Origin of the sequence: Flavobacterium sp. LHD-85 (genome assembly GCF_030929595.1) — a bacterium.
Classification (GTDB): domain Bacteria; phylum Bacteroidota; class Bacteroidia; order Flavobacteriales; family Flavobacteriaceae; genus Flavobacterium.
This window is the reverse complement of the sequence record NZ_JAVFVR010000006.1, coordinates 182,446-205,716: the sequence shown is the minus strand read 5'-3', so window position 1 is coordinate 205,716 and position 23,271 is coordinate 182,446. Positions and strand designations below refer to the sequence as shown.

Sequence of the window (23,271 nt, the reverse complement as noted above, 5' to 3'; positions counted from 1 at the left end):
TTGAAATTATTGTTAAGCTTTTTATTCTTTCGAAATAATACGTGTTAATCCAATATTTTCTGGAGCGTGAAGCACCATCGGGAATTTCTCTATTTTAACAGAGCTGCTGTCTAGACCAAAAGCTCTTTCTTCAGACAAACTCAGTTTTTTGATGAAGAAATAAGAATTCATGATAATGTTTTCATGCCATCTTAAATCGTTGTCATTTGATAAGAATTTTTCAGACAATACAAATTTAAAGTCTCCGATAATATTGTTTTTGTTCAAAGATTCGTAACGGCTGGTAATATCTACTTCGCCACGTTTTACCATATCCTTGATAACTTCTCTAAACATCAAATTGATTTTGGTTGGCTCTCTAAAACCTAAGTTGAAATCAATTCTATAAATATCGTCTTTAGCAATTTCCGTTACTTTATATTGCGTTTTGTAAGGTTCAGTTAAAATGTTTACGTGAACAAACCAATAGATATCTGCTCTTTTCGGACGTTTTTGAAGGATAGAGTAAATGATTTTTTCTTCCAGTTCATCCACACGATTTGCATTGGTCATATAAACTAAATGCGTAGCGTATTTCGGAATAGATAAATCTTGGCTTAACTCTACAAGAACTTGTTTGTAATCGTCAACCTTAACCACTTTCGTGTAGTTTTTGTTGATTTTCTTAGCTAAATACCAGATTGTCATTACAGAAATCAGTAAACTCGCGATGATTAAGGTTACATAACCTCCTTCTGCAAATTTGGTAATATTAGCAAAAAGAAAACTGAACTCAATCAATAAATAAATAGTAATCAACGGTACCATGAAGTACAGTTTTACACGTTTCATGATTAAGTAGTAGTTCAGCAAAATAGTCGTCATGATCATACATAGAATAATGGCAAGACCATACGCATGCTCCATGTTTCCTGATTTTTCGAAATGTAAAACGATTCCAACACAACCAAAAAACAAAAGCCAGTTGATTGATGGAATATATAATTGACCTTTTACTTCTGTTGGATATTTGATTTTTACTTTTGGCCAGAAATTCAGACGCATTGCTTCGTTAATTAATGTAAACGAACCAGAAATAAGTGCCTGAGACGCAATTACTGCGGCAAGAGTTGCAACTACAATTCCGAATGGTAAAAACCAATGTGGCATAATTAAGTAAAACGGATTTCCATTTTCTCCACCTAATTGCTGTAATGTGCTTCCTTCGTGGTGAATTAAATAAGCTGCTTGACCGAAATAGTTTAAAACTAATGTCGCTTTTACAAACATCCAACTGATTCTGATGTTTTTTCTACCACAGTGTCCCATGTCAGAATATAAAGCTTCTGCTCCGGTTGTACATAAAAATACGAAACCAAGAACGAAGAAACCATCAGGGTGTATCGATAACAAATGATAAGCGTAGTAAGGATTAATCGCTTTAATTACTTCAGGATAATTAATTACTTGAATTGTCCCTAAAGTTCCCAACATAGCAAACCAGATTAACATCATTGGGGCAAAGAATTTACCAACCAATTTAGTTCCGAACTGCTGAATTGTAAATAAAATGAATAAAATTGTAATTACAATATACACAATGGTTTGTGTCTGCATTGTAGGGTAGAATGCTCTAATTCCTTCTACAGCAGAAGAAATCGAAATTGGCGGGGTTATAATTCCGTCGGCGAGCAGGGCGCTACCTCCAATTATGGCGGGAACAATGAGCCATTGAATTTTTGTTTTCTTGACTAACGCATATAAGGCAAAAATTCCTCCTTCACCGTGGTTGTCTGCACTTAAAGTAATAAGCACATATTTAATTGTAGTTTGTAATGTTAAGGTCCAGAACACACAAGAAATACCTCCTAAAACAATATCGGCATTAATCGTGTGATCGCCCAAAATTGCCTTCATTACGTACAATGGAGAGGTTCCAATATCTCCATAAATAATCCCTAAAGTAATCAATAAACCCCCAATAGACAACTTACTATGTAAGTTTTTATGCGATGCGCTCATGTATAATTTTATAAAAGACGGTTGCAAATTTACTGTTTTAAAACAAATTAGCGACAATTAAAATTAAAAAGATAAAAAAAAGCACAATCGTAAAATTGTGCTTCTCTTTTTGAATATTATTTATTTAAAGAATTAACCTCGTCTTCCGTTCCCTCTAGAACTTGAGCCGTTATCTCTTTGGCTCTGTCCGCCTCTAGATTCTTGGTTTCCTCTAGAAGATTCTTGGCTCATTCTTGGAGATTCTGAACGCTGGCTTTGCTGCGGTCTAGCAGAATAATCTCTGTTTGAGTTGCTAGACTGGTTTTCAGAATAACTTCTTGAACTTCTTTCAGCTCTTGGAGCAGATGTCTCTCGATTAGAATTTCCTCTTGATGCGCTAGAATTATTACTATTTCCGTAATCTACTCTCTGAGTATTTTGTACTCTTGTGCTGTTTTCGGCTCTTTGAGAGTTGTTTCCATTGTTGTTTGAATAGCCACCACGATTATTGTTTCTTTCTGTGCTTACGTTTTCAGAACTTCTGCCTGTAGCGTTATAACCTCTATTGCTATTGCTGCTTCTGTCTACAGATGATCTGTTTGATGCACTTCTGTTTTCAGCATATGTTCTGTTAGAAGTACTATTGTCAGATGTCGTTCTTCCTGTATAGTTTCTGTTTGTATTGTAAGTATTTCTGTTAGTTTCTCTATTCGCTACACGTCTTTGATCCAATTCATATCTGTTTGATGTGTTGGCATGTCTTTCAGCAAAGCTGTAGTTTGGACGCATTCTTTCGTAACCGTAAGTACGTCTTGTTTCATAGATTGCGGGAGCTCTGTAGCTTCTTCTCGTATTTACATAATTGTATGTGTTGTGTACATTGATGCAAACATTGATGTTGTTTCTGTATCTATAAACAGGGTAAGGTCTCCAAGCGCTATAATATGTTGGATAATAACCCCAATACCAAGTTGAATAATAAGGTCTGTAATTTGTTACCCAAAATGAGGTGTAAATAACAGGAACCACACTATAAACAGGTTCATAGATATAATTTGCTCCGTATAAATAAGAGTTTCCAACAATTTGAACGCTTACTTTGTTGTAATTATCTCTTTCTACATCAATAGTCGCAACGTCTTGGTAAACATCACGATCTAGAACCGCTTGGATAATAACAACGTGAGTTCTGTTCTCAACACTTTCGATTACACGAAGATAATCCACTTCATCATCACCGTTAAGGTCAAGATTTGATATTTGATATTTAGGATCATTTAAACGTCTTTCAAAATCCTGAAGATTTGCAGATTCTCCAAACATCGAAGCAACAGCTCTTAAATCTAAGTTATCGCTTATATCTGAGTTTTTTGCATATACAGTAGTCTGGCCTTGTACAGCACAAGAACTAAAAACTAAGGCTGATATCGCTATTAAAAGTAAATTCGCTTTCATGGCTAATTTGTATTAAATTATTTTGTGTTATGGGATATCCAATTACTGTGCCACAAAATTTATTTGCTGGAGTATAAGTTTTATGTTGTTGATTTTTAATGTTTTAAAATTTTGAAAGAATGAATTCATGAATTTTTTATATAAAGTTCTGTAAATGAAATAGTAAATAGACTTGTCGAAAAAAAAACGAAAATTAATTTTCTATGTGGGAATTAATTGTATTTTAGCATTAACCAAATTTTAAATTTCCTATGAAAAAACTCGCTTTATTTTGTGTTATTTTTATTTTGCTGATGTCTTTTAGGACATTTAATTATAAAACTGATGCTGTTTACAATAATGGCTTTACATCAATGACAGTAGATACATTATTTAAAGACAGAATTAGTATTAGAGCAATTCTAATTGATAAAAATAAAGTTTGGTACGGGGCAGATAATTCTCGTTTTGGATATTATGATTTGGATAAAAAAGAAAAATTTGAAGAACATATTTATCGTGATACGCTAAAATTAGAATTTAGAAGTATAGCGCAAACTTCAAAAGATATTTTTTTGCTGAGTGTGGCAAATCCAGCGCTTCTTTATTCAGTTTCAAAAAAAGACCGCAAAGTTAAATTGGTTTACAAAGAAATTAATCCGAAAGTTTTTTACGATAGCATGCAGTTTTGGAACGATAGGGAAGGAATTGCAATTGGAGATCCAACAGAAGATACTTTTTCAATTATTGTTACTCGCGATGGTGGGGAAACTTGGACAAAATTACTGTCTGATAAATTGCCAACAAATAGCACGGGAGAAGCGGCTTTTGCTGCCAGCAATACCAATATCGTTATAAAAGGAAATGATACATGGCTAGTATCGGGCGGAAAAAAAGCACGTGTTTTTTATTCTCCAGATAGGGCAAAAACATGGAAAGTTGTCGAAACTCCTATTGTGCAAGGAAAACAAATGACAGGAATTTTTACTGCCGATTTTTACGATTCTAAACAAGGTTTCATTGCAGGAGGAGATTATGATCTTCCTAATAATAAAGCCAATAATAAAGCTTTTACAAAAGATGGTGGTAAAACTTGGCAATTAATTGGCCAAAATATGGGATTTGGCTATGCGTCATGCATACAATATGTTCCTGGAGGAAATGGAAGAGAAATTGTTTGTGTAGGCTCTGAAGGAATACAATATTCTCAAAATGGAGGAGAAAACTGGATGCAGCTTTCTACAGATAACAGATTTTTCACCATTCGATTTGTGAACAGAAATACTGCAATCGCAGCCGGACATAATAAAGTAGTTCGACTTAACTTTAAATAAAAAAAAATAAGAACCCTAAATAATAAAGTAAGTATTATTATATAGGGTTCTTATCGCTGTTGTATTTTTAAGTTTAATCTTTATTGCCTTTATCTCGATATTGTTGCAATAATTTTCGATTAAAATCGTCTTCAGATTTTTTAAGCAATAGTATCTTTTTTGCAGGAAGAACTTTCTTCAAATTGGTCATGTATTTTTCACGAAGTTGATATATTTCTTTATCGGTGCTTTCAATTTGAGATAATAAAGTTGTTGCTTCTTTATCTGAAAGATTTTTAAGATTATCATCTTTTAGCTGTCTCAGATACGTTTTCATTTTTAAATACTTTAATTCATATTGCTTATCATCATAAGCATTATAAATAGGCCAGAATTTTTCGGCTTCGGTTGAAGTTAATTCTAATTCTGTAGTTAAAAATGACACTTTAAAAGCTTTAATTTTTTCTCGCTTTTCATCAATTTTTCCATTTTGGGCAAAAATTGAAAAACTTGTCAGAAATAGCAGTAGCGGTAAAATGTTTTTTATTTTCATTGTTAAGCTAGGTTGTTGAGTTAAGTTTAATTTAATTTTGTTCTGAAATTAAGTGTTCAATGTTCGGGCTTGTTGCCAAAATATCTTCTAGAGTTTCATCTTCCAAAGTAACATCGTTGCCTAATTTTTCTATATCACTGTCATCTAATTTTTGAATCAGATCGTATTGGCTTATATTAGAATGATAGGATAAATAATTTTCTAAAGTAGCCTTGTCAAGCTCGGTTGAATTTGCTCTATAATTATTTATAATAGGAATTAACAATGCAAAGCCCACTACGGCAGCGGCAGCCATCCAAAGTGTTTTTTTACGTTTGTAAAAAGGAATTACTTTAACTTCTTTTTCGTTTAATTGCTGTAAAACCTTTTCTGAAAAATCATCAAAATAGTTTTCTGGAGTTTTAAAGCCAGATTTTATTTTGGGTTCGTTTTCTAATTTAAATGTTTTCATAATACTTATAAGATAGTTTTAGCTACAAAAGGTTTAATTTGATGTAACATATAATTCAATTTTTTTTACTGCATGATGATAAGATGCTTTAAGAGCTCCAACAGATGTTCCTAAAATATCTGCAATTTCCTCATATTTTAATTCTTCAAAATATTTCATTTTGAAAACTAATTGCTGTTTCTCCGGAAGTGTTACAATTGCTTTTTGAAGTTTGATTTGAATTTCATCACCGTCAAAATAAAGATCGGCTTTTAAGCCATCAATAGTTTTGTTTTGCAGATCTTCAGATGAAATGCCGCTCAATTTTGCTTTTTGCGATAAAAAAGTCAAGGCTTCGTTTGTGGCAATACGATACATCCAGGAAAAAAGTTTACTTTCTCCTTTAAAGTTTTTAAGATTTTGAAAGACTTTTACAAAAGTGTTCTGTAAAACATCATCGGCATCATCATGATTCAAAACAATGTTTCGAATATGAGAATACAAAGGCCGCTGATAATCAGACAAGAGTTTTTGAAACGCAACATTTTGCGTTTCAGGGGTTAATAATTGTTTTATAAATTCTTTCTCGTCTATCAAACTTTTTGTTTTGTAAACTTTTTTAATAGAAGTTAGACAGAATTTAAGGCAAAAGGTTTAATAGTCCTTTGAAATTATTTAAAATTCTGAGTCTTCTTCTTGTGCAGGTGTTTGCGTTGGAGCAGGAGCTGGCGCGGCTGGTTTGCGTTTTACAGGTTCTGTACGTGGCTGTTCAGTGCGTGGTTCGCTTGAAGTTTCTCCACCAGTGCTTTCTGGAGCATAAACAGGATCGGTCACAACAGCAGCTGGAACTACTTTAGGTTTTATTGGGAAATATATCTCAGTTACCAATTTAGATGAAGCTTTTACATCCAATTTGCTTAATGTCAAAATTTCAAGATGCGACCAGCTTAAATCTGGAATAATCTTTTGATTGTTGATATATGCTGTTGTTTTTGCAATTGCTTCATTTCTATGAGAGTAATCCCCGTTAAGCGTTGTTTTTACGGCATCAAAACCATTTAGTTTTCCTGCTAAAATATCACTTCCAGAAGCAGTTGAAATTTCTTTATTGATAGGTAAACAGATAGAAATCTTTGCTAAACCGGTTTTAGTGTCATAAGTGTGATAAATAATAAACGGTTTTCCCATTGCAGATAAACCATTTGTTTCACTAAAGTGTATAAGCTTCGGAATTACAATTCTCGCATTTTTGCTTATTTTGGCAATTTCGCTGGTAAAAGTCTGTTTGATATAAGGTGTTTCAGTTTTCTTTACCACTCCGTCTACTGCAACAGCAAAAGTTTTGGTTTCGTAATCTAAGTTTTTGTCAATATTAGCCAAACTTTTTTCGTAGATAGTTCCAATAACTCTATCTGAACCTCCATGAAGAGCAGTGTATATTTTAAATAGAAAACTCATTGTTCCTTTTCCTTTCCAAGTAACTTTTGTTTTTCCGTTCAAAGTGTCTTTTAAAGTCCAATTTACATCAGCTTCTGTACCATCAAATTGCATTTTCTGGTCAATGCTTTCACCATCTTTCGTTTTAAGGATAATAGAATTTCCTTTTCCGTCGGCACCATCCCAATAAAACGTAGCGCCATTTCCGCTGGTTTTATTAGTATAAGTCATTTTGATAGAAGGATCTTCAATCGACCATGATTCAAAATCTTCGTAATTTCTAAAGTCGTTCAAGTAGTTATAAACCGTTGCACGAGGCGAATTGATTACTTTGCTTCTTTCTACAGAAAATTCTCCTTTCTGAGTAGCAACAAAAACAGTAAGAGCAACAAAGCTTAAAAGTGCAAAAAGAAATAAATACTTTAGAATTTTCATGGCAGATTAATTGGTTTCGGTAAAGTTATAAATTTTATAATGAGTCTTACTAATAACCCATAATTATTAGGTTTTATTTTATTGCGACCAGAATAATTTATCTTTTTAGAAAGAGTTTAATTACGAATAAAAGGACAATGAAAAGCAGAAAGGCAAGGAGTACTTTGTAATTTCCTTTGTAGAAAACTTTGTGTAATTTTAAATCTTTTCGATAAGCAAATATCATAATGATTACAAATGCGATAAAAAAACATACTCCAAATAGTATTTGTCCTTGACTAAACATAGTTATAAAAATTTTTTGGCAAATTTAAAGATTTGTAAACGATTTGCTGCTAAATTGCCTTTTCATTTCATTCAATAATTTTTTAGATTTATTAGAAAGTGACTTAAATTAGCAAAAAAAAGAAAACTACTATATGAAAAAACAACTTGACGCCGTAACCGAATTTCACACTGCTTTTAAAATTGGCCATAGTGCAACTCCAATTGCCGATGTAGGAGCAGAGAAAAAATTACTTCGTTATAATTTAATGAAGGAAGAAAATGAAGAATATTACGAAGCGGTTCAAAATAATGATTTGGTTGAAATTGCAGATGCACTTGGAGATATGATGTATATTTTGTGCGGAACAATTATCGAGCATGGATTACAAGATAAAATTGAAGCTGTTTTTGATGAAATTCAGCGCAGTAATATGAGTAAATTGGGTGAAGATGGAAAGCCAATTTACCGCGAAGACGGAAAAGTAATGAAAGGGCCAAATTATTTTAAACCTGATTTTTCTAAATTATTATAAAAAAAAGTAATATTTAAACAGATAGAAACATAGTTTTTAGATTGCGACAGAAAGGCGTTTCAATTGCATCAATACACATAGCTATGTGTTAAGAAACGTGTTTCTTTTTAATTATTCTTTTTGCTTCATTATAATTCTATGATTCTATGTGTTTAATTTATTTTATGGAAAAGTGAAAAAATAAAAAACCCGATAAAACTAAATTTATCGGGTTTCCTTTTTTTATATGGTTTTGGGATTATTGAACTTTAACTGTCCATCCAAAGGTATCTTCAGAAAGTTTGTTTTGAAGATTTGTTAATTTCTCTTTTAAGAAAGAAGCATAAGAATTTTCAATTGGAGCCATTTCAAAATACTCATCTTTATAAGAGAATCCTTTGATAACGCTAATTACAGCAGCAGTTCCTGCTCCAAAGATTTCTTTCAAAGATCCGTTTTTAGCAGCTTCAACCAATTCTGAAACTATTACAGGACGAACTTCAACTTTTAATCCTTCTTTTTCAGCCATTGCGATCAAACTTTTTCTAGTAACACCATCTAAAATTCTTTCGCTTGTTGGAGCTGTTAATAAAGTATCGTTGATTCTGAAGAAAACGTTCATTGTTCCAGCTTCCTCTAGTTTTGTGTGTGTTGCATCATCAGTCCAGATAACTTGTTGGAAACCATCTTTGTTAGCCAAGTTAGTTGGGTAAAATTGAGCAGCATAGTTTCCAGCAGCTTTTGCAGCACCGATACCACCATTTGCAGCTCTACTGAAATGCTCTGCAATGATAACTTTTACTTCACCTCCATAATATGCTTTTGCAGGAGAAAGTAAAATCATAAATTTATATTCGTCAGAAGGATTTGCGATAACTCCAGGACCTGTAGCAATCATAAATGGACGAATGTACATACTAGCTCCATTTCCTCTCTGAATCCAGTCTTTGTCTAATTTCAATAATTCGTTTAAACCATCCATAAAAATAGCTTCAGGAACTTCTGGCATTGCCATCCTTACAGCCGATTTGTTGAAACGGTTAAAATTTTCATCTGGTCTAAACAACCAAACATCATTATTGTCATCTTTATAAGCTTTCATTCCCTCGAAAATTGCTTGTCCATAATGGAAGACTTTTGAAGATGGATCCATTAAAATAGGAGCATAAGGCTTAATGACAGGGTTTTGCCATTGCCCGTTTTTAAAATCGCATTCGAATAAATGGTCTGTAAATACAGCACCAAAACTTAAGTTGTCAAAATCTACTTCGTTTATTTTTGTAGAAGTAGCTTTAATGATTTCAATTTTGCTCGTTTGAGTTGTACTCATAGTTATGTAAGTTTTTTGTGAGATATTCTTCACTATCAGAAATCTAAAGTGATGATATCGTGTAAAATGGAATTTATCGAATGCAAAATTACGTAAAAATCTGTAAAACGCTTAGCGAAAATTCATTATTTATGGGTTTTGACTGAGATTTATTTATCCTATAATAAACTCAAATATTTAATTGGTTTTTATAAAGAATTTATGAAAAAAGTGTCGTTTTTTAAGGCTTTACGCATTTGTTTTGACTAAATTTGAATATTGAAATAGCTTGAAAATCAATAAAAAGCTATTGTTAAATTCTTAAAAGGGTGAAAAGAGAAATAATTAAAACGCTAGATGGCTCAACTACAATTCGTTTGCCAGAATGGGACGAATGTTATCATTCTAAACACGGTGCAATTCAGGAAGCAAAGCATGTTTTTATTAAAAACGGATTGTCATTATTCGATAATCCTATAAGTATATTAGAAATGGGTTTTGGAACTGGTTTAAATGCTTTTATCACATATTTGGAAGCCATTAGAAAAAATCAGAAAATTGATTATGTTGGAGTAGAAGCATATCCGGTTGATGCAGATGAGATTTTGGAAATGAACTATGCTGGAGAACTTGACGCATTGGAATCTTATAACATTTTTGAGAAAATGCATAAATCAGACTGGGACGAAAAAATAGAAATTTGTGACCTGTTCTCGTTAACCAAAAGGAAACAATTTTTTCACGAAATAAACGATTTTGAAATTTTTGATTTGATTTACTTTGATGCCTTCGGATATAGAGTGCAGCCGGAGCTTTGGAGTACTGAAATTTTTCAGAAAATGTACAATAGTTTAAAACCAAATGGCGTTCTAGTTACATACGCAGCTCGAGGAGTTGTTAAAAGAAGTATGATCGAAGTCGGATTTACGGTAGAAAAATTAACAGGACCTCCAGGGAAAAGAGAAATGTTTCGAGCTTTTAAAAGGGTTTAAATGAATAGTTTAGAATGATTCTATATTGATTTATTTGTTTTAAGAAAACGTATTCGTTGCTAAAGTTTTTAAAAAAATAAGTTAAAAGTAATATTTATGTTAGTTATTTGTTTAAATTTGGTTCGAGTTTAAAAAAATAGATAACCCCCGAAAATCTTATTTTATTATGTCAAAAATGATGTTTGATTACACGAAATCAATACTTGAAAGAGTTAGTTTCGATCCGGTACTTTTCTGCAAAGAGCTAGAAAAAGCTATCAAAACACTGTTACCTTACGAAATGGAACAATTGCAAGAGTGGTTACTGAATTTCGTTGTCGGAAAACCAGAATTAAAACAAAGTCTACAACTAATTAAAGTATAAAAAGAAAGGAGCCAAATTGGCTCCTTTTTTATTGCGCTTTCTTTTGTAATGGACTGATGATTTGAACATTCTGAAAAACAATTGCGCCTTTTACAACGCCTGCAATTGTAGATCTGAGTGCATCAATGATTTGCATCTTTAATTCGCTCTTTGGGTAAATCAAACTTACCTCTCGAGCCGGTTTTGGTTCCTTAAAGTTACGGAGTTTCAGTTTATCGGATTCTTTTAAGTCTAAGGTGTGCAAGTACGGAAGTAACGTTGTACCAAGGCCTTCGTCTGCCAATTTAATTAAAGTTTCAAAACTTCCGCTTTGAATCTGGAAATTAGTCTGGTCGGCGTCTGAGATATTTTTGCACAAATTCAAAATGCCATCTCTAAAGCAATGGCCGTCTTGTAAAAGCAGGATTTCATTCAGGTTTAAGTCTGCTACTTCAATTTCTTCTTTCTGGAAACTAGCGTGATGCTCAGGAATGTAAGCTACAAAAGGCTCAAAGTATAAAACAATCTCCTTGATTTTTTCATCTTCCAGTGGTGTTGCGGCAATAGCAGCATCCAAATGTCCGTTTTTTAATTTTAGAATAATTTCCTCTGTGTTTAACTCTTCTATTAGGAGTTTTACTTTTGGATATTTCTTAATGAAATTATTCAAAAACATTGGCAGAAGTGTAGGCATAATGGTTGGAATTATTCCTAAACGAAATTCTCCGCCAATAAAACCTTTCTGCTGTTCTACAATATCTTTTATACGATCAGCCTCGTTTACGATGTTTTTTGCCTGATTTACAATTTTTTGTCCTATATCAGTAAGCTGAATCGGTTTTTTGCTTCTGTCGAAAATTAAAATATTAAGTTCTTCTTCAATTTTTTGTATTTGCATGCTTAAAGTAGGCTGTGTTACAAAGCATTTTTCAGCAGCAAGAGTGAAATTTTTATGCTCAGCAACCGCTAACACATATTGCAATTGAGTTATAGTCATGTTGATAGTAATTTGTGATGCAAAAATAAGAAAATATAATTTTTATTTATATTTATTTTAATAAAGTTACTCTAAATTTGTAGTAAATTAGTGTAAAAAATAAGATTATGAAGACAAATATTTTAGGGTTACCAGTAAAAGAATCAGAATTATTAGTAAAAGAATTGAATGTATTATTGTCAAATTTTCAAGTGTATTATCAAAACTTGAGAGGAATTCACTGGAATATTCGTGGAAAACGTTTCTTTGATTTACATGTAAAATTTGAAGAATTATATACAGATGCACAATTAAAAATAGATATGATCGCCGAAAGAGTATTGACAATAGGAGGAACGCCTCTGCATACTTTTGAAGATTATATTAAAAACAATAAATTGACTGTTGGAAAAAATATTTCTAACGATGAAAAGGCAGTTCAATTGATTGTTCACTCGTTATCAGATTTATTAAAAATCGAAAGAGAAATATTGAACAAATCTGGCGAAATTAATGATGAAGGTACCAATTCTATGATGAGTGACTTCATTGCTGAGCAGGAAAAAACAATTTGGATGATGAATGCTTGGTTAGAAGGATCGTTATAAAATATTGGTTTTTAGTAAAATAGAAGCAGAATGGAATGAAAATTGCATTCTGCTTTTTTGTTTATGTTAAATTTCTATAAAAATCTCTTTGATTTTATTTGTTTAACGCTATTTTTGCTTCAATGAAATTTATAGCTCGCATATTATTATTCATATTTATTGCCTTCTTATCGACCCCGACAATTGTTCAGGCGATTAAGAAAGGGAATAGTGCGACTATATCTTTTAGTATTGCTGAAGAAGAAGTGCATAAAGAACTTAAAAATGTTGTTCATCCTACTATTCTTGAGCATGAAGTTTTGATTTCGGTTTATATCGAGAAAAAAACAATCATTTCTGAAAACATTGTCAAACTAGACAATATCTCTCCGAGCATTTTTGCTCCACCACCTAACGTAGCATAATACTTCCGATTATTTTGATCTTTAGCCGCATTTCTTTTGAGATGGGGTAAATCTTTAATGAATAATTTTTTTAGTATTATATTATGACAAAAAAAATCAATCTTTTTGCCAACCTTAAATCTGATTTTGCTTCAGGTTTAGTGGTTTTCTTGGTGGCTCTTCCGTTGTGTTTAGGTATTGCAATGGCTTCGGGGGCACCGTTGTTTTCTGGAATTATTGCTGGTGTTGTGGGTGGTATCGTTGTAGGATATTTGAGCCAGTCACATATTAGTGTATCAGGTCCAGCTGCTGGGTTAACAGCTATTATTTTAACCGCCATTACCGATTTAGGAGCTTTCGATGTATTTTTAATGTCTGTTTTTATTGCTGGATTAATTCAATTAGCATTAGGATTTTTAAAAGCGGGAAGTATATCGAACTATTTTCCGACAAACGTAATCGAAGGAATGTTGGCGGGTATCGGAATTATTATCATCTTAAAACAAATACCGCACGCTTTTGGTTATGATGCTGATTTCGAAGGAGATCAGGCTTTTGTTCAAAATGATGGAAGTAATTCATTTTCATTTTTGTTTGATGTTCTAAATCATATTCACTTAGGAGCTGTGGCAGTTTCAGCAGTTTCATTGGTAATTTTATTAGCTTGGGAAAAAGTTCCTTTCTTAAAAAGAATAAAATTGGTTCCAGGGGCTTTGGTTGCTGTTATTGCAGGAGTAGTTTTAAACGAAATATTTTTATCTACAGGAAGCACTTTGGCAATTGCGAAAGAACATTTGGTTTCTTTGCCAGTTCCAAAATCTTTTGAAGACTTTAAATCAATTATAATTACGCCAGACTTCACCGCTGTTACAAATCCGCAAGTTTGGGTAGTTGCTATTACAATTGCCATTGTCGCTTCTATTGAAACTCTTTTATGTATCGAGGCTTCTGATAGAATGGATGTGCAAAAACGTTACACCAATACCAATGTTGAGCTTAGAGCGCAAGGTGTAGGTAATATGATAAGTTCTCTTTTAGGAGGTTTGCCAATGACTTCTGTAGTGGTTAGATCATCTGCTAATAATAATGCAGGTGCAAAGTCTAAAATGTCTGCCATTATTCATGGGGTGCTTTTATTAATAAGTGTATTGTCTGTACCAGCAATTCTAAACAAAATTCCTTTGGCAACATTGGCTACTGTTTTAATTTTGGTAGGATATAAATTAGCAAAACCAGCAACCTTTATGCATTTCTGGGAAAAGGGGAAATACCAGTTTGTACCTTTCATTGCAACTTTGGTCTTTGTTGTTGCAACAGATTTGCTAAAAGGGGTTGCGTTGGGAATTATCATTAGTATCATTTTTGTTCTGAGAGGAAACTTAAAAAGAGCTTATATCTTTAAAAAAGAAGAGTACGAAGATGGCGATATCATTCATATCGATTTAGCGCAGGAAGTTTCGTTTTTAAATAAAGCAGCGATCAAGCAAACTCTAAATGAAATTCCTGAAAATTCAAAAGTAATTATCAATGCTCATGATACCGAGTATATTGCACATGACGTTTTGGATTTGATTCGTGAATTTAAAGAAACTAGAGCTGTTGATGAAAACATCAAGGTGAAGCTTAAAGGGTTTAAAGATGCTTACGAATTAGAAAATACACCTGATAATAACAATCACGTTACGATTGAGCATTATTATGATGTGGCAAAAAGAGAACTGGTTAAAAAAGAAGTTGTTAAAAGCGAATAATAAAAATATGGAGTTTTTAAGGCCAAAGAAATGTCAAAATTTAGGTAACTTTACATCAAGTTCATTTTTTGAGACTATTTTAACTTAGAAATTACCACACAAAAAAATAAAAGAAATGAGAAAATTTTATGAGCAGTTATTAGAGAACAATAAAAAGTGGGTAGAAACTTCATTAGCAAAAGACCCTAATTATTTTGCTGATTTGGCAAAAGGACAGCAGCCGCCATTGTTATGGATTGGATGTTCTGATAGCCGTGTTCCTGCAAACGAAATTGTTGGAGCAAAACCAGGTGAAGTTTTTGTACACAGAAACATTGCTAATATGGTTGTGCATTCTGATATGAATATGCTAAGTGTTCTGGATTATGCTGTAAATGTTTTGAAAATAAAGCATATTATTGTGTGCGGACACTATGGATGCGGTGGTGTTAAAGCAGCAATGGGAAATCAGTCTGTTGGAATTATTGATAACTGGTTGCGTCATATTAAAGATGAATACCGTCTTCACGATAAATACTTGAATTCTATTGAGAACGAAGAAGAGCGTTTTAATGCTTTTGTTGAAATCAATACTAAGGAGCAAGTTTATAACTTGGCGAAAACATCTATTGTACAGAATGCCTGGAAAAATGGACAAGACTTAATGCTTCACGGATGGGTTTACGGATTAAATTCTGGTTTTGTAACCGATTTGAATGTAACCATCAGTTCAAACGATGAATTGGATTCAGTTTATCAATTGGATCTTTAATAGATAGAAATAGAAATCGCCCTGTAAAAAGGGCGATTTTTTTTATTCGTTTTCGTCTAGATTCTCATTAAATGCCGATGGCAGCATTGTGGGGATAAACTTAATCAATATCGGCAGTAATAAACTTCCTCCCGGAAGTAAAAATATGGTCAGTGACGGAATGGTTTTACAAATATCCAAAAGCTGTTTTTTGACTTTCTTCTTTTCTTTCGCATCCAAATCTCTTGTTGTAGAATAGGCGAGTAGAACCATTAGTTCTTTGCTCTGGACAATTTCTTTAATCAGCCTGTTTTTATTTCGTATGATTAATTTGACTACACTATGCGTCATTTGATCATAAAAATGCTTAACAGGATTCGAATAATTAAAATACGGAATCTTCTTTTTATGGGTAGTGATAAAAGCGTTGGTTGTATCCATACTTTTGGTTACAAAATCATCAGAAACGCCCATTGTTGATCCTAAAGCATATAGAAAATACGATTCTTCGTTTTCTACAACACCATCACTCCACAAAGCCATTCCGGCCATGTCAATTAAATAATAGTGTTCCAATTCATTTTTAAAATAATCAAGCTGTAAAGTTTCTAAAGTCTCAACTGTAACTTTAGAAAATTTGGAATAGCGTATAGAAGCTTCAAAAAGTTTAATTAAAAGATCGTCGTGTTGCGATTTTACAGTTTTGGTTTTTAAAGCCAAACCAACAATTCCGAGAACCGTTTCTTCAATTCTTTTTAAATATTTTTCAGGAATTTCTCCATGTTCCAAATATTGTCTGAAAGCTAAAACATCAATAAACAAAAGAGCATTCGTTACCAAATGCGAAAAGTTTTTACTGATGATACTGTCATTGGTTTGAACTCTCTGATCAATAATATTTTCTAGAGATAGAGAAGGAGTGTCTTTTGGCAATAAAATTTTAAACAAATTAAATCCTTCTGGATTCATCTGTTTGTAAAACTTTAAAACTTCAGAAATAAAATTTTTAGGTTCCGAATTTCTTTTCTCTAAACAAAAAACATGATAGAGCGTATTCAGTAAAGCTACTTTTGAAATTTCGGTTTTAAACCAACCCTTAATTGGAATTGGAATTTGAGAATCAATAGCAATAATATGTCCGTAAATAAATCCCGTTTCTCTCACTTTATAGTAAAACGAATCTACAGTTTCAAAAGGAATAGCTTCTGAAAACTTCTGTTCACTAAAAAACTTATCGATCCAGCCTGGTGCTGATGGATTAATCATGGACTTTATTTTGCTGATGCAAAGCTATGCCTTTTTCTTGTTTTAGAATTCATTTTAAAATGAAATAACCGCTAGATTTTGTTAAAAATAGCGGTTATTCAAATTTTTCTTATTTAATGATTCCTGCGCAAGCAACTCTTCCTCCGGCATTTCCTGTTGGCTGAGTGGTAAAATCATCTGTTCCAGCATGTACGATTAAGCCTTTTCCAAGAACATCTTTGTTAGAATCTCCACATCCAACGCACCATTCGTCGGTAGTCAAAGTGATAGACCCGTTACCTTTTGCGTCAGCGGTAAAGTTTCCGATATCACCTGCATGGTATTCTCCAAGTCCCCATTTTCCGTGTTTTTTGAACTTTGGATTCCAGTGCCCTCCAGCAGAGCTTCCATCTGCAGAGCTGCAATCTGCTTTTTCATGAATATGAATAGCATGTACTCCAGGTTCTAATCCAGTAATTTTTGCTGTAAAAGTTACTTTGCCATTTTTCTCAACAAAAGTAGCAGTTCCGGCCACTTTGCTGTTGCTTTTTGGCTCTAGTGCAACAGTTAGAGTTTTAGCATCGTTTGATTTTGTATTTGTTTTACAGCCAATGATTAAGGCTGAAATTATAGCGAAAGAAACAATTAGTTTTTTCATATCTACGGGCATTTTTAATTAAAGATTAAGTAAATTTAACATAAAATAACGGAATTGATTAACTCTAAAAGTTAAAAAAAAGTCAAACTATACGTTATAATTTGATATTGATTGGGTTAAAAACCGAAAATATTGTTTAAATTCGTGTAGGTATTTAACGAATAATTTCTGAAAACCTTTTGTCTAATTCGCTCACATTTAATCCTTAATGTTATGATGAAAAAGATTTTTACTCTCGTTTTTTTTAGTTCGTTTTTAATTTCTTGCAAATGCGCAAAAACGGATGCACTTTCTAAACTTGACGGAACTTGGGAACTGAATTATATTTCTGGCCCACGAATTACTTTTGATGGATTATATCCAAATAAAAAGCCAACCATAAAATTTGATACCAAAGCAAATCAGGTTTCTGGTAACGCAAGCTGCAATACATACTCAGGGAAATTGGTTGTTGATGGAAACAAAATTGATTTTACTCAGCCTATGGCAGTAACGAAAATGATGTGTTTGGATGGATTGCAAGGCGAACAAACTTATTTGAGTACGCTTCAAAAAATAACTTCTTACGATGTAACAGATGATGGTAAGACTTTAAACTTTATTTCTGGGGATATTGCCATGATGCGTTTTACTAAAAAATAATGTTATGAAAACTAAGATGTCTGTTTTGCTGTTCTTGCTAAGTGTTGTTAATTTTTCGGTTTCTGGACAGGAAAAAACAAAAAAAGAACTCAAGCAAGAAAGAGAACTGAAGAAGCAAAATGAGATAAAAGCACTTATCGATTCTCAGAATTTTGTTTTTGAAGCTCAAAAGGCAACACCTCAAGGAGGGAGATTAATTCAGCTAGACTACAATACTTATTTTTTAAAGTTTAATACGGATAACACAACCTGCGATCTTCCTTTTTTTGGGCGTGGTTATAATGTTGGGTACGGTACTGATGGCGGAATAAAATTTGAAGGAAAACCTCAGAATGTTAGAGTCGAAAGCAAAAAGAATAATACCATTCTAAAAGCAACAGTAAGGGGAGCTAGTGATGTGTACGATTTAACGTTTTCTATCTTTTATAATGGAAGCACAACACTTTCTGTAAGTAGCAATAATAGAGGCCCAATTAGTTATGATGGAGTGATATATGCTCCAAAAACAGAAGAGAAATAATGATATAATTCAATACTAAACTTGTCACAAATTCGTCTGAATATTATATGGTAAGAATCTTTTTTTGGTTATTAAAGTGGCGGTTTTCGGTTTTGTTTTTCTTTTTTGGTGCGTTCAGCGTATTTGGCCAGGATTTGGAACCCAGAGTGTATGCAAATGTTCCTAAAGGCTTAAATGTAATTGCTGCAGGTTATGTTTTTATGAATGGAAATGTGCTGACAGATCCTTCTCTGCCCATAAAAGATTTTACACTTCAAAGCCACAATATGGCTGTAAATTATATCAGAACTTTTGGGATGGCAGATAAACTGGCTCGTATACAGGTAGCGCTGCCTTTTACTTTTATGGATGGATCTGCTGTAATAAGCGATCAGCTGGTTACTGGCTCAAGAACTGGTTTTGCAGATATGAAAGTGCGTTTTGGAATTAATTTGCTAGGTTCTCCTGCACTTGATAAATCTGAATTCAGAAGTTTTGAGCAAAAAACAATTCTTGGAGTCAGTTTGGTTACTTCAATCCCAACAGGAAGATATTATGGCGATAAACAAGTAAACATTGGAACAAACCGGTGGGCTTTTAAGCCTGAAATAGGGGTGTCGAAACGGTTTGCGCATGTTTATGCCGAGGCTTATGGCGGTGTATGGTTTTATACGGATAATAATGATTATCTAGGAAAAAAATTGGAGCAAAAACCAACCTATAGCCTTCAAGCTCATGCAAGCTATTATTTTAAGAACCAAATGTGGGTTGGTTTCAATACAACTTGGTTTTTTGGAGGTAGAACTATTACAGATGGAGTTTCAGATGATAGCCAGATTGATAACTGGAGGGTAGGAGGAACTTTTTCTACTCCAATTGCAAAAGGGCAGTCTATTAGATTTCAATATCATGTTGGAGCATATACTAACAATGGGTTAAATTATTATGCCTTATCAGCAGTTTACCAATATTCTTTCTTTTAAAAGATGATTTGGATTTAACGTGTTTAAAATCAGTATATTTGAGTATGCATACATTTTTAAAAACAAATTTAAAATTAAAACTATGAAAAAATTAGGACTTATTCTTATCATGGCGGCAGCCTCGTTTTCATCTTATGCGCAGTCTTCTTATAAAGAAGATTTAGAAGTAGTACAAAGTGTTTATGGAAAATCTAAAGCTGACCTGGTAAAACAGTATATGAATTTATCTGATGCGCAAGCCACGGCTTTTACTAAAGTGTACGACGATTATGAAACCTCTCGAAAAGCATTAGGGCAGACAAAATTTCAGCTGCTAAATGATTATGCTGCGAATTATGAAACTTTAACTGATGCTAAAGCAGATGAATTGGCAAAAGCTACTTTGAAAAACCATGTTGATTATGAGAAGCTTTACTCTAAAACTTATAATCAGGCCAAAAAAGCAATTGGGTCAATAAATGCAGCGAAGTTTATTCAGCTTGAAGTTTATTTGCAAACGATAATTAGAAGCGAAATTCTAGAAGCTATTCCATTTATTGGTGAAATGGATAAAAATAAGACTAAAATGATGTAAAATATTCGTCTATAAAAAAACGGGAATCAATTTGATTCCCGTTTTTTTTATTTCTCAGTTTTAACTTTGTAAATTTCATTTACCATTCCGTCACGGAAACTATCTAGAGTAAGTTCCCAGAACATAATTCCGCCAAGCTTTTTAGCTTTTGCGTATTCCGCTTTTGCTTTTATAGATTTTAAATCATCTGATGTTGCAAAAGTTTTAGTTGAAGCGTTGTACCAATATGGTGCTTGAGCTTTTTCATCATAAAAATATTTCCAGCCGTTAGCTTCTGTGTAGGTTGTAGCGTAGTTTTTATAGTCAACACCTTGAAAGTGTTCACCAGCTTGATATAATCCGTTATTAATGTTTTCTACGTTCTTCCATTGTCTAGTGTAGAATGCACCTCCAATAACTAGTTTTTCAGCAGGGACACCTGCTTTTAATAAAAATTCAACAGCTCTATCGGTAGATTCTTCTTTTGGATTTGTACTGTATAATGGAGTGTGATGTCCTGTAACTTTTGAATATCCGTTTACTAAATCGTAACTCATAATATTAATACGATTTACAAATGGAGCAACAGCTTTCCAGTCTATAGATTCATCTAAACATTTTTGGAAACCTCCTGCGGCAAAACTCAATTCATATTTTTTGCCTAAAGTTGAACGTAATATTTTAATCAATTCAGTGAAATTAGGTTTGTCAGCAGGTTGGTATAAATGACCTGGAAGTCCTTCAATAGATGGATATTCCCAGTCTAAATCTAAACCATCCACTTTAAAATAATCGCTTACTTCTTTTACCGATTTTGCAAATTTTAAGCGTCCTTCAGCAGTTGAGAACACTTGAGAACAAGGCTCACAACCTCCCCATCCTCCAAGAGATACAATAATTTTAAGCTGTGGATTTTTTGCTTTAAGCGAAACTAAATGTTTGATAGTAAGAGAATCTTTGGTAGAATCAACACTTAATTTACCATCTTTTAAATGGCAGAAACTGAAAATAATCTGGTTTAGTTTTTCAACTTCGTATTTGTCAATAAGTTGAGAATCGCCAGTATAATAGGCAATAATGTCCATTTTCTTATTTTTCTGTGCGAAGGCAACACTGAAGCAAAAGCACAATAAAAATGATGTAATTAGGTTAATTTGTTTCATTATTTTGTTTTTTATAGTTTTTAGAACGTTAAATATACTGTAATCCATTTGATGTTTAACTATTCTATAGGAGCCTAAAAGCTAATTTTAACAAATATTTTGCAAATTTACGCAAAAATATTGCATCATATAAGAAATGTCTTTCACTGGAAATATAGCAAAAAATAAACCCGCGCAGTTTCGGACTTGCGCGGGTTTATAACAAATTAAAAGCTAAAAACTATTTTGAAATTAGTAGCAGTAAGTGTTTTCTGCTACTAATTTTGCTGCAATTTTTTCTCTAAGTGCCACAACATTTGGCAGGTTAGTATATTTAGTGAAACGTTTAAGTCCCATTAACATCATGCGTTGCTCGTCACCTTCAGCGAAAGAAGCAATTCCTTCTTTTCCTCTTAAGTTTACGATATCTACAGCTTTGTACAAGTATAATTTTGCCATAGCAATTTGCTCTTGAACTTTATCTTCGCCTTGAGCTTTTGCTAATTTTTCAGTTCTAAGAATAGTACTTTCAGCCATGTAAATTTCGATCAAGATATCAGAAGCTGCCATCAATAATTGTTGGTGTGCATCTAATTCAGGACCATATTTTTGAACAGCACTTCCAGCAACCATTAAGAAAACTTTTTTAAGGTTAGCAATAATTCCTTTTTCTTCAGAGAATAATTCAGAGAAATCTGGAGTATCAAAAGATGGAATTCCCATTAATTCTTCTTGAACTTTCATTGCTGGTCCAAGTAAATCAACGTGTCCTTTCATTGCTTTTTTGATCAACATACCTACAGAAAGCATTCTGTTGATTTCGTTTGTTCCTTCGTAGATACGAGCGATACGAGCATCTCTCCAAGCACTTTCCATTGGAGTATCTTCAGAGAATCCCATTCCACCAAAAATCTGAATTCCTTCGTCAGAACAAGATTGAACGTCTTCAGAAACCGCTACTTTCAAGATAGAACACTCGATAGCATATTCTTCAACACCTTTTAATTCTGCTTCTTGGTGAGAAGTTCCTTCTGCTTCGCGAGCAGCGATTCTGTCTTCGATATCTTTTGCAGCACGGTAAGAAGCACTTTCTCCAGCGTAAGCGTTAGTTGCCATTTCAGCTAATTTAGAGCGGATAGCTCCAAAAGATGAAATAGAAGTATTGAACTGAATTCTTTCGTTAGCATATTTTACAGCTCCAGAAGTAACTCTTCTTTGCGCATCTAAACAAGCAGCAGCCAATTTAATACGTCCAACGTTAAGAGCATTCATAGCGATTTTGAAACCGTTTCCTCTTTCAGATAACATGTTTTCAACCGGAACTTTTGTTTCGTTGAAGAAAACCTGACGAGTAGAAGAAGCACGGATTCCTAATTTATGCTCTTCCTCATTCATAGAAATTCCGTTTGAAGGATCATTTTCTACGATGAAACCTGTAATATTTTTATCATCTCCAATACGAGCAAAAACGATGAAAACGCTGCAGAAACCTGCATTCGAAATCCACATTTTTTGACCAGTAATAGAGTAATATTTTCCGTCTTCAGATAAAACAGCTTTTGTTTTTCCTGAGTTAGCATCAGATCCTGCACCTGGCTCAGTCAAGCAATAAGCTCCAAACCATTCTCCAGAAGCTAATTTCGGAACGTATTTTTTCTTTTGTTCTTCAGTACCGTAAAGTGTAATTGGCATGGTTCCAATTCCTGTGTGTGCACCAAAAGCAGTTGAGAAAGAACCAGTTGCTCCAGAAATGTAGTCGCAAACTAACATTGTAGAAACAAATCCCATTCCTAATCCGCCGTATTCTTCTGGAACCGCAACTCCAAGAAGTCCTAGTTCACCGGCTTTACGCATAGATGATTCTGTATAAGCGTAATCTTTTTTCTCAAAACGATCTTTATGCGCCCATAATTCTTTGTCTACGAACTCTTTTACAGAGTCACGCATCATTAACTGCTCTTCAGAGAAATCTTCTGGTGTGAAGATATCTTCGCATTTTGTTTCTTTAACTAGGAATTGACCTCCTCTTGTTTTGTCGCTCATGACTTTTTGTTTTTTAGATTGATAGGATGAAAAAGAGGCAAGAAGCAAGAAGA

24 protein-coding genes are annotated in these 23,271 nt (G+C 33.2%); 12 read left to right on the top strand and 12 right to left on the bottom strand.

The features are described from left to right. Positions 1 to 21: 21 nt before the first annotated feature. Together RB618_RS12580 and RB618_RS12575 are read right to left on the bottom strand one after the other, a co-directional pair. Complete coding sequence (locus RB618_RS12580; protein WP_274253841.1) at positions 22 to 2,001, bottom strand: KUP/HAK/KT family potassium transporter; 1,980 nt, start codon at positions 1,999 to 2,001, stop codon at positions 22 to 24. A 132-nt stretch (positions 2,002 to 2,133) separates the two neighbouring features. Further along, the gene (locus RB618_RS12575) at positions 2,134 to 3,435 is read right to left on the bottom strand and encodes a hypothetical protein (RefSeq protein WP_308069037.1); all 1,302 of its coding nucleotides are present in this window, start codon (positions 3,433 to 3,435) and stop codon (positions 2,134 to 2,136) included. Positions 3,436 to 3,686: 251 nt separating this feature from the next. Between RB618_RS12575 and RB618_RS12570 the strand changes: the two genes are divergently transcribed. Beyond that, positions 3,687 to 4,748, top strand: a complete 1,062-nt coding sequence (locus RB618_RS12570; protein ID WP_308069036.1) for an oxidoreductase — start codon at positions 3,687 to 3,689, stop codon at positions 4,746 to 4,748. 73 nt (positions 4,749 to 4,821) lie between these two features. Here RB618_RS12570 and RB618_RS12565 read toward each other — a convergent pair whose 3' ends face one another. The 4 genes from RB618_RS12565 to RB618_RS12550 all read right to left on the bottom strand — a co-directional run bounded on the left by RB618_RS12565 (position 4,822) and on the right by RB618_RS12550 (position 7,582). Beyond that, positions 4,822 to 5,280, bottom strand: a complete 459-nt coding sequence (locus RB618_RS12565; protein ID WP_308069035.1) for a sensor of ECF-type sigma factor — start codon at positions 5,278 to 5,280, stop codon at positions 4,822 to 4,824. Positions 5,281 to 5,311: 31 nt separating this feature from the next. Then, positions 5,312 to 5,731: a hypothetical protein gene (locus tag RB618_RS12560; protein WP_308069034.1), complete on the bottom strand. Its 420-nt coding sequence runs from the start codon at positions 5,729 to 5,731 to the stop codon at positions 5,312 to 5,314. A 33-nt stretch (positions 5,732 to 5,764) separates the two neighbouring features. Beyond that, entirely contained in the window at positions 5,765 to 6,307 is a 543-nt protein-coding gene (locus RB618_RS12555; RefSeq protein ID WP_111379018.1) for an RNA polymerase sigma factor, read from the bottom strand. A gap of 78 nt (positions 6,308 to 6,385) precedes the next feature. Further along, positions 6,386 to 7,582, bottom strand: coding sequence for a transcriptional regulator (locus RB618_RS12550; RefSeq protein ID WP_308069033.1), 1,197 nt, complete (start codon positions 7,580 to 7,582; stop codon positions 6,386 to 6,388). 419 nt (positions 7,583 to 8,001) lie between these two features. On the opposite strand from RB618_RS12550, the gene RB618_RS12540 reads away from it, so the two are divergent. After that, positions 8,002 to 8,382, top strand: coding sequence for a nucleoside triphosphate pyrophosphohydrolase family protein (locus RB618_RS12540; RefSeq protein ID WP_057116704.1), 381 nt, complete (start codon positions 8,002 to 8,004; stop codon positions 8,380 to 8,382). A 238-nt stretch (positions 8,383 to 8,620) separates the two neighbouring features. Here the strand turns inward: RB618_RS12540 and RB618_RS12535 are convergent, their stop codons facing one another. After that, complete coding sequence (locus RB618_RS12535; RefSeq protein ID WP_111379020.1) at positions 8,621 to 9,691, bottom strand: branched-chain amino acid aminotransferase; 1,071 nt, start codon at positions 9,689 to 9,691, stop codon at positions 8,621 to 8,623. 308 nt (positions 9,692 to 9,999) lie between these two features. Here RB618_RS12535 and mnmD point away from each other — a divergent pair, with 308 nt between their 5' ends. Next, positions 10,000 to 10,662 (top strand): tRNA (5-methylaminomethyl-2-thiouridine)(34)-methyltransferase MnmD, encoded by a 663-nt coding sequence (mnmD, locus tag RB618_RS12530; RefSeq protein ID WP_308069031.1) that lies wholly within the window; start codon positions 10,000 to 10,002, stop codon positions 10,660 to 10,662. Positions 10,663 to 10,828: 166 nt separating this feature from the next. Continuing rightward, the gene (locus RB618_RS12525; protein ID WP_008468486.1) at positions 10,829 to 11,026 is read left to right on the top strand and encodes a hypothetical protein; all 198 of its coding nucleotides are present in this window, start codon (positions 10,829 to 10,831) and stop codon (positions 11,024 to 11,026) included. 28 nt (positions 11,027 to 11,054) lie between these two features. Here RB618_RS12525 and RB618_RS12520 read toward each other — a convergent pair whose 3' ends face one another. Next, positions 11,055 to 12,002, bottom strand: coding sequence for a LysR substrate-binding domain-containing protein (locus tag RB618_RS12520; RefSeq protein WP_308069030.1), 948 nt, complete (start codon positions 12,000 to 12,002; stop codon positions 11,055 to 11,057). A gap of 107 nt (positions 12,003 to 12,109) precedes the next feature. Here RB618_RS12520 and RB618_RS12515 point away from each other — a divergent pair, with 107 nt between their 5' ends. The 4 genes from RB618_RS12515 (at position 12,110) to can (ending at position 15,474) form a co-directional block, all read left to right on the top strand. After that, entirely contained in the window at positions 12,110 to 12,589 is a 480-nt protein-coding gene (locus tag RB618_RS12515; protein WP_308069029.1) for a Dps family protein, read from the top strand. A 122-nt stretch (positions 12,590 to 12,711) separates the two neighbouring features. Continuing rightward, a complete protein-coding gene (locus RB618_RS12510) occupies positions 12,712 to 12,993 on the top strand; it encodes a hypothetical protein (protein WP_308069028.1) in 282 nt (93 codons plus the stop codon). A gap of 83 nt (positions 12,994 to 13,076) precedes the next feature. Further along, on the top strand, positions 13,077 to 14,723 hold the full coding sequence (locus tag RB618_RS12505) for a SulP family inorganic anion transporter (RefSeq protein ID WP_308069027.1): 1,647 nt from the start codon (positions 13,077 to 13,079) through the stop codon (positions 14,721 to 14,723). Positions 14,724 to 14,838: 115 nt separating this feature from the next. Continuing rightward, positions 14,839 to 15,474 (top strand): carbonate dehydratase, encoded by a 636-nt coding sequence (can, locus tag RB618_RS12500; RefSeq protein WP_308069026.1) that lies wholly within the window; start codon positions 14,839 to 14,841, stop codon positions 15,472 to 15,474. A gap of 42 nt (positions 15,475 to 15,516) precedes the next feature. Here the strand turns inward: can and RB618_RS12495 are convergent, their stop codons facing one another. Together RB618_RS12495 and RB618_RS12490 are read right to left on the bottom strand one after the other, a co-directional pair. Beyond that, the gene (locus RB618_RS12495) at positions 15,517 to 16,719 is read right to left on the bottom strand and encodes an LETM1-related biofilm-associated protein (protein ID WP_308069025.1); all 1,203 of its coding nucleotides are present in this window, start codon (positions 16,717 to 16,719) and stop codon (positions 15,517 to 15,519) included. Between the two features lie 109 nt (positions 16,720 to 16,828). After that, positions 16,829 to 17,356, bottom strand: a complete 528-nt coding sequence (locus RB618_RS12490) for a superoxide dismutase family protein (RefSeq protein WP_308069024.1) — start codon at positions 17,354 to 17,356, stop codon at positions 16,829 to 16,831. Positions 17,357 to 17,569: 213 nt separating this feature from the next. Between RB618_RS12490 and RB618_RS12485 the strand changes: the two genes are divergently transcribed. From RB618_RS12485 to RB618_RS12470, 4 genes are all read left to right on the top strand, one after another. Then, the gene (locus RB618_RS12485) at positions 17,570 to 17,998 is read left to right on the top strand and encodes an META domain-containing protein (RefSeq protein WP_308069023.1); all 429 of its coding nucleotides are present in this window, start codon (positions 17,570 to 17,572) and stop codon (positions 17,996 to 17,998) included. Positions 17,999 to 18,002: 4 nt separating this feature from the next. Next, positions 18,003 to 18,518: a DUF4251 domain-containing protein gene (locus RB618_RS12480; RefSeq protein ID WP_308069022.1), complete on the top strand. Its 516-nt coding sequence runs from the start codon at positions 18,003 to 18,005 to the stop codon at positions 18,516 to 18,518. A gap of 134 nt (positions 18,519 to 18,652) precedes the next feature. After that, positions 18,653 to 19,480, top strand: coding sequence for a transporter (locus RB618_RS12475; RefSeq protein WP_308069021.1), 828 nt, complete (start codon positions 18,653 to 18,655; stop codon positions 19,478 to 19,480). An 82-nt stretch (positions 19,481 to 19,562) separates the two neighbouring features. Next, the gene (locus RB618_RS12470) at positions 19,563 to 20,054 is read left to right on the top strand and encodes a hypothetical protein (protein WP_308069020.1); all 492 of its coding nucleotides are present in this window, start codon (positions 19,563 to 19,565) and stop codon (positions 20,052 to 20,054) included. Between the two features lie 47 nt (positions 20,055 to 20,101). Here RB618_RS12470 and RB618_RS12465 read toward each other — a convergent pair whose 3' ends face one another. Both RB618_RS12465 and RB618_RS12460 read right to left on the bottom strand, forming a co-directional pair. After that, positions 20,102 to 21,118, bottom strand: coding sequence for a glycoside hydrolase family 18 protein (locus tag RB618_RS12465; RefSeq protein WP_308069019.1), 1,017 nt, complete (start codon positions 21,116 to 21,118; stop codon positions 20,102 to 20,104). Positions 21,119 to 21,427: 309 nt separating this feature from the next. Further along, positions 21,428 to 23,218, bottom strand: a complete 1,791-nt coding sequence (locus RB618_RS12460) for an acyl-CoA dehydrogenase family protein (protein WP_308069018.1) — start codon at positions 23,216 to 23,218, stop codon at positions 21,428 to 21,430. Between the last annotated feature and the right edge of the window lie 53 nt (positions 23,219 to 23,271).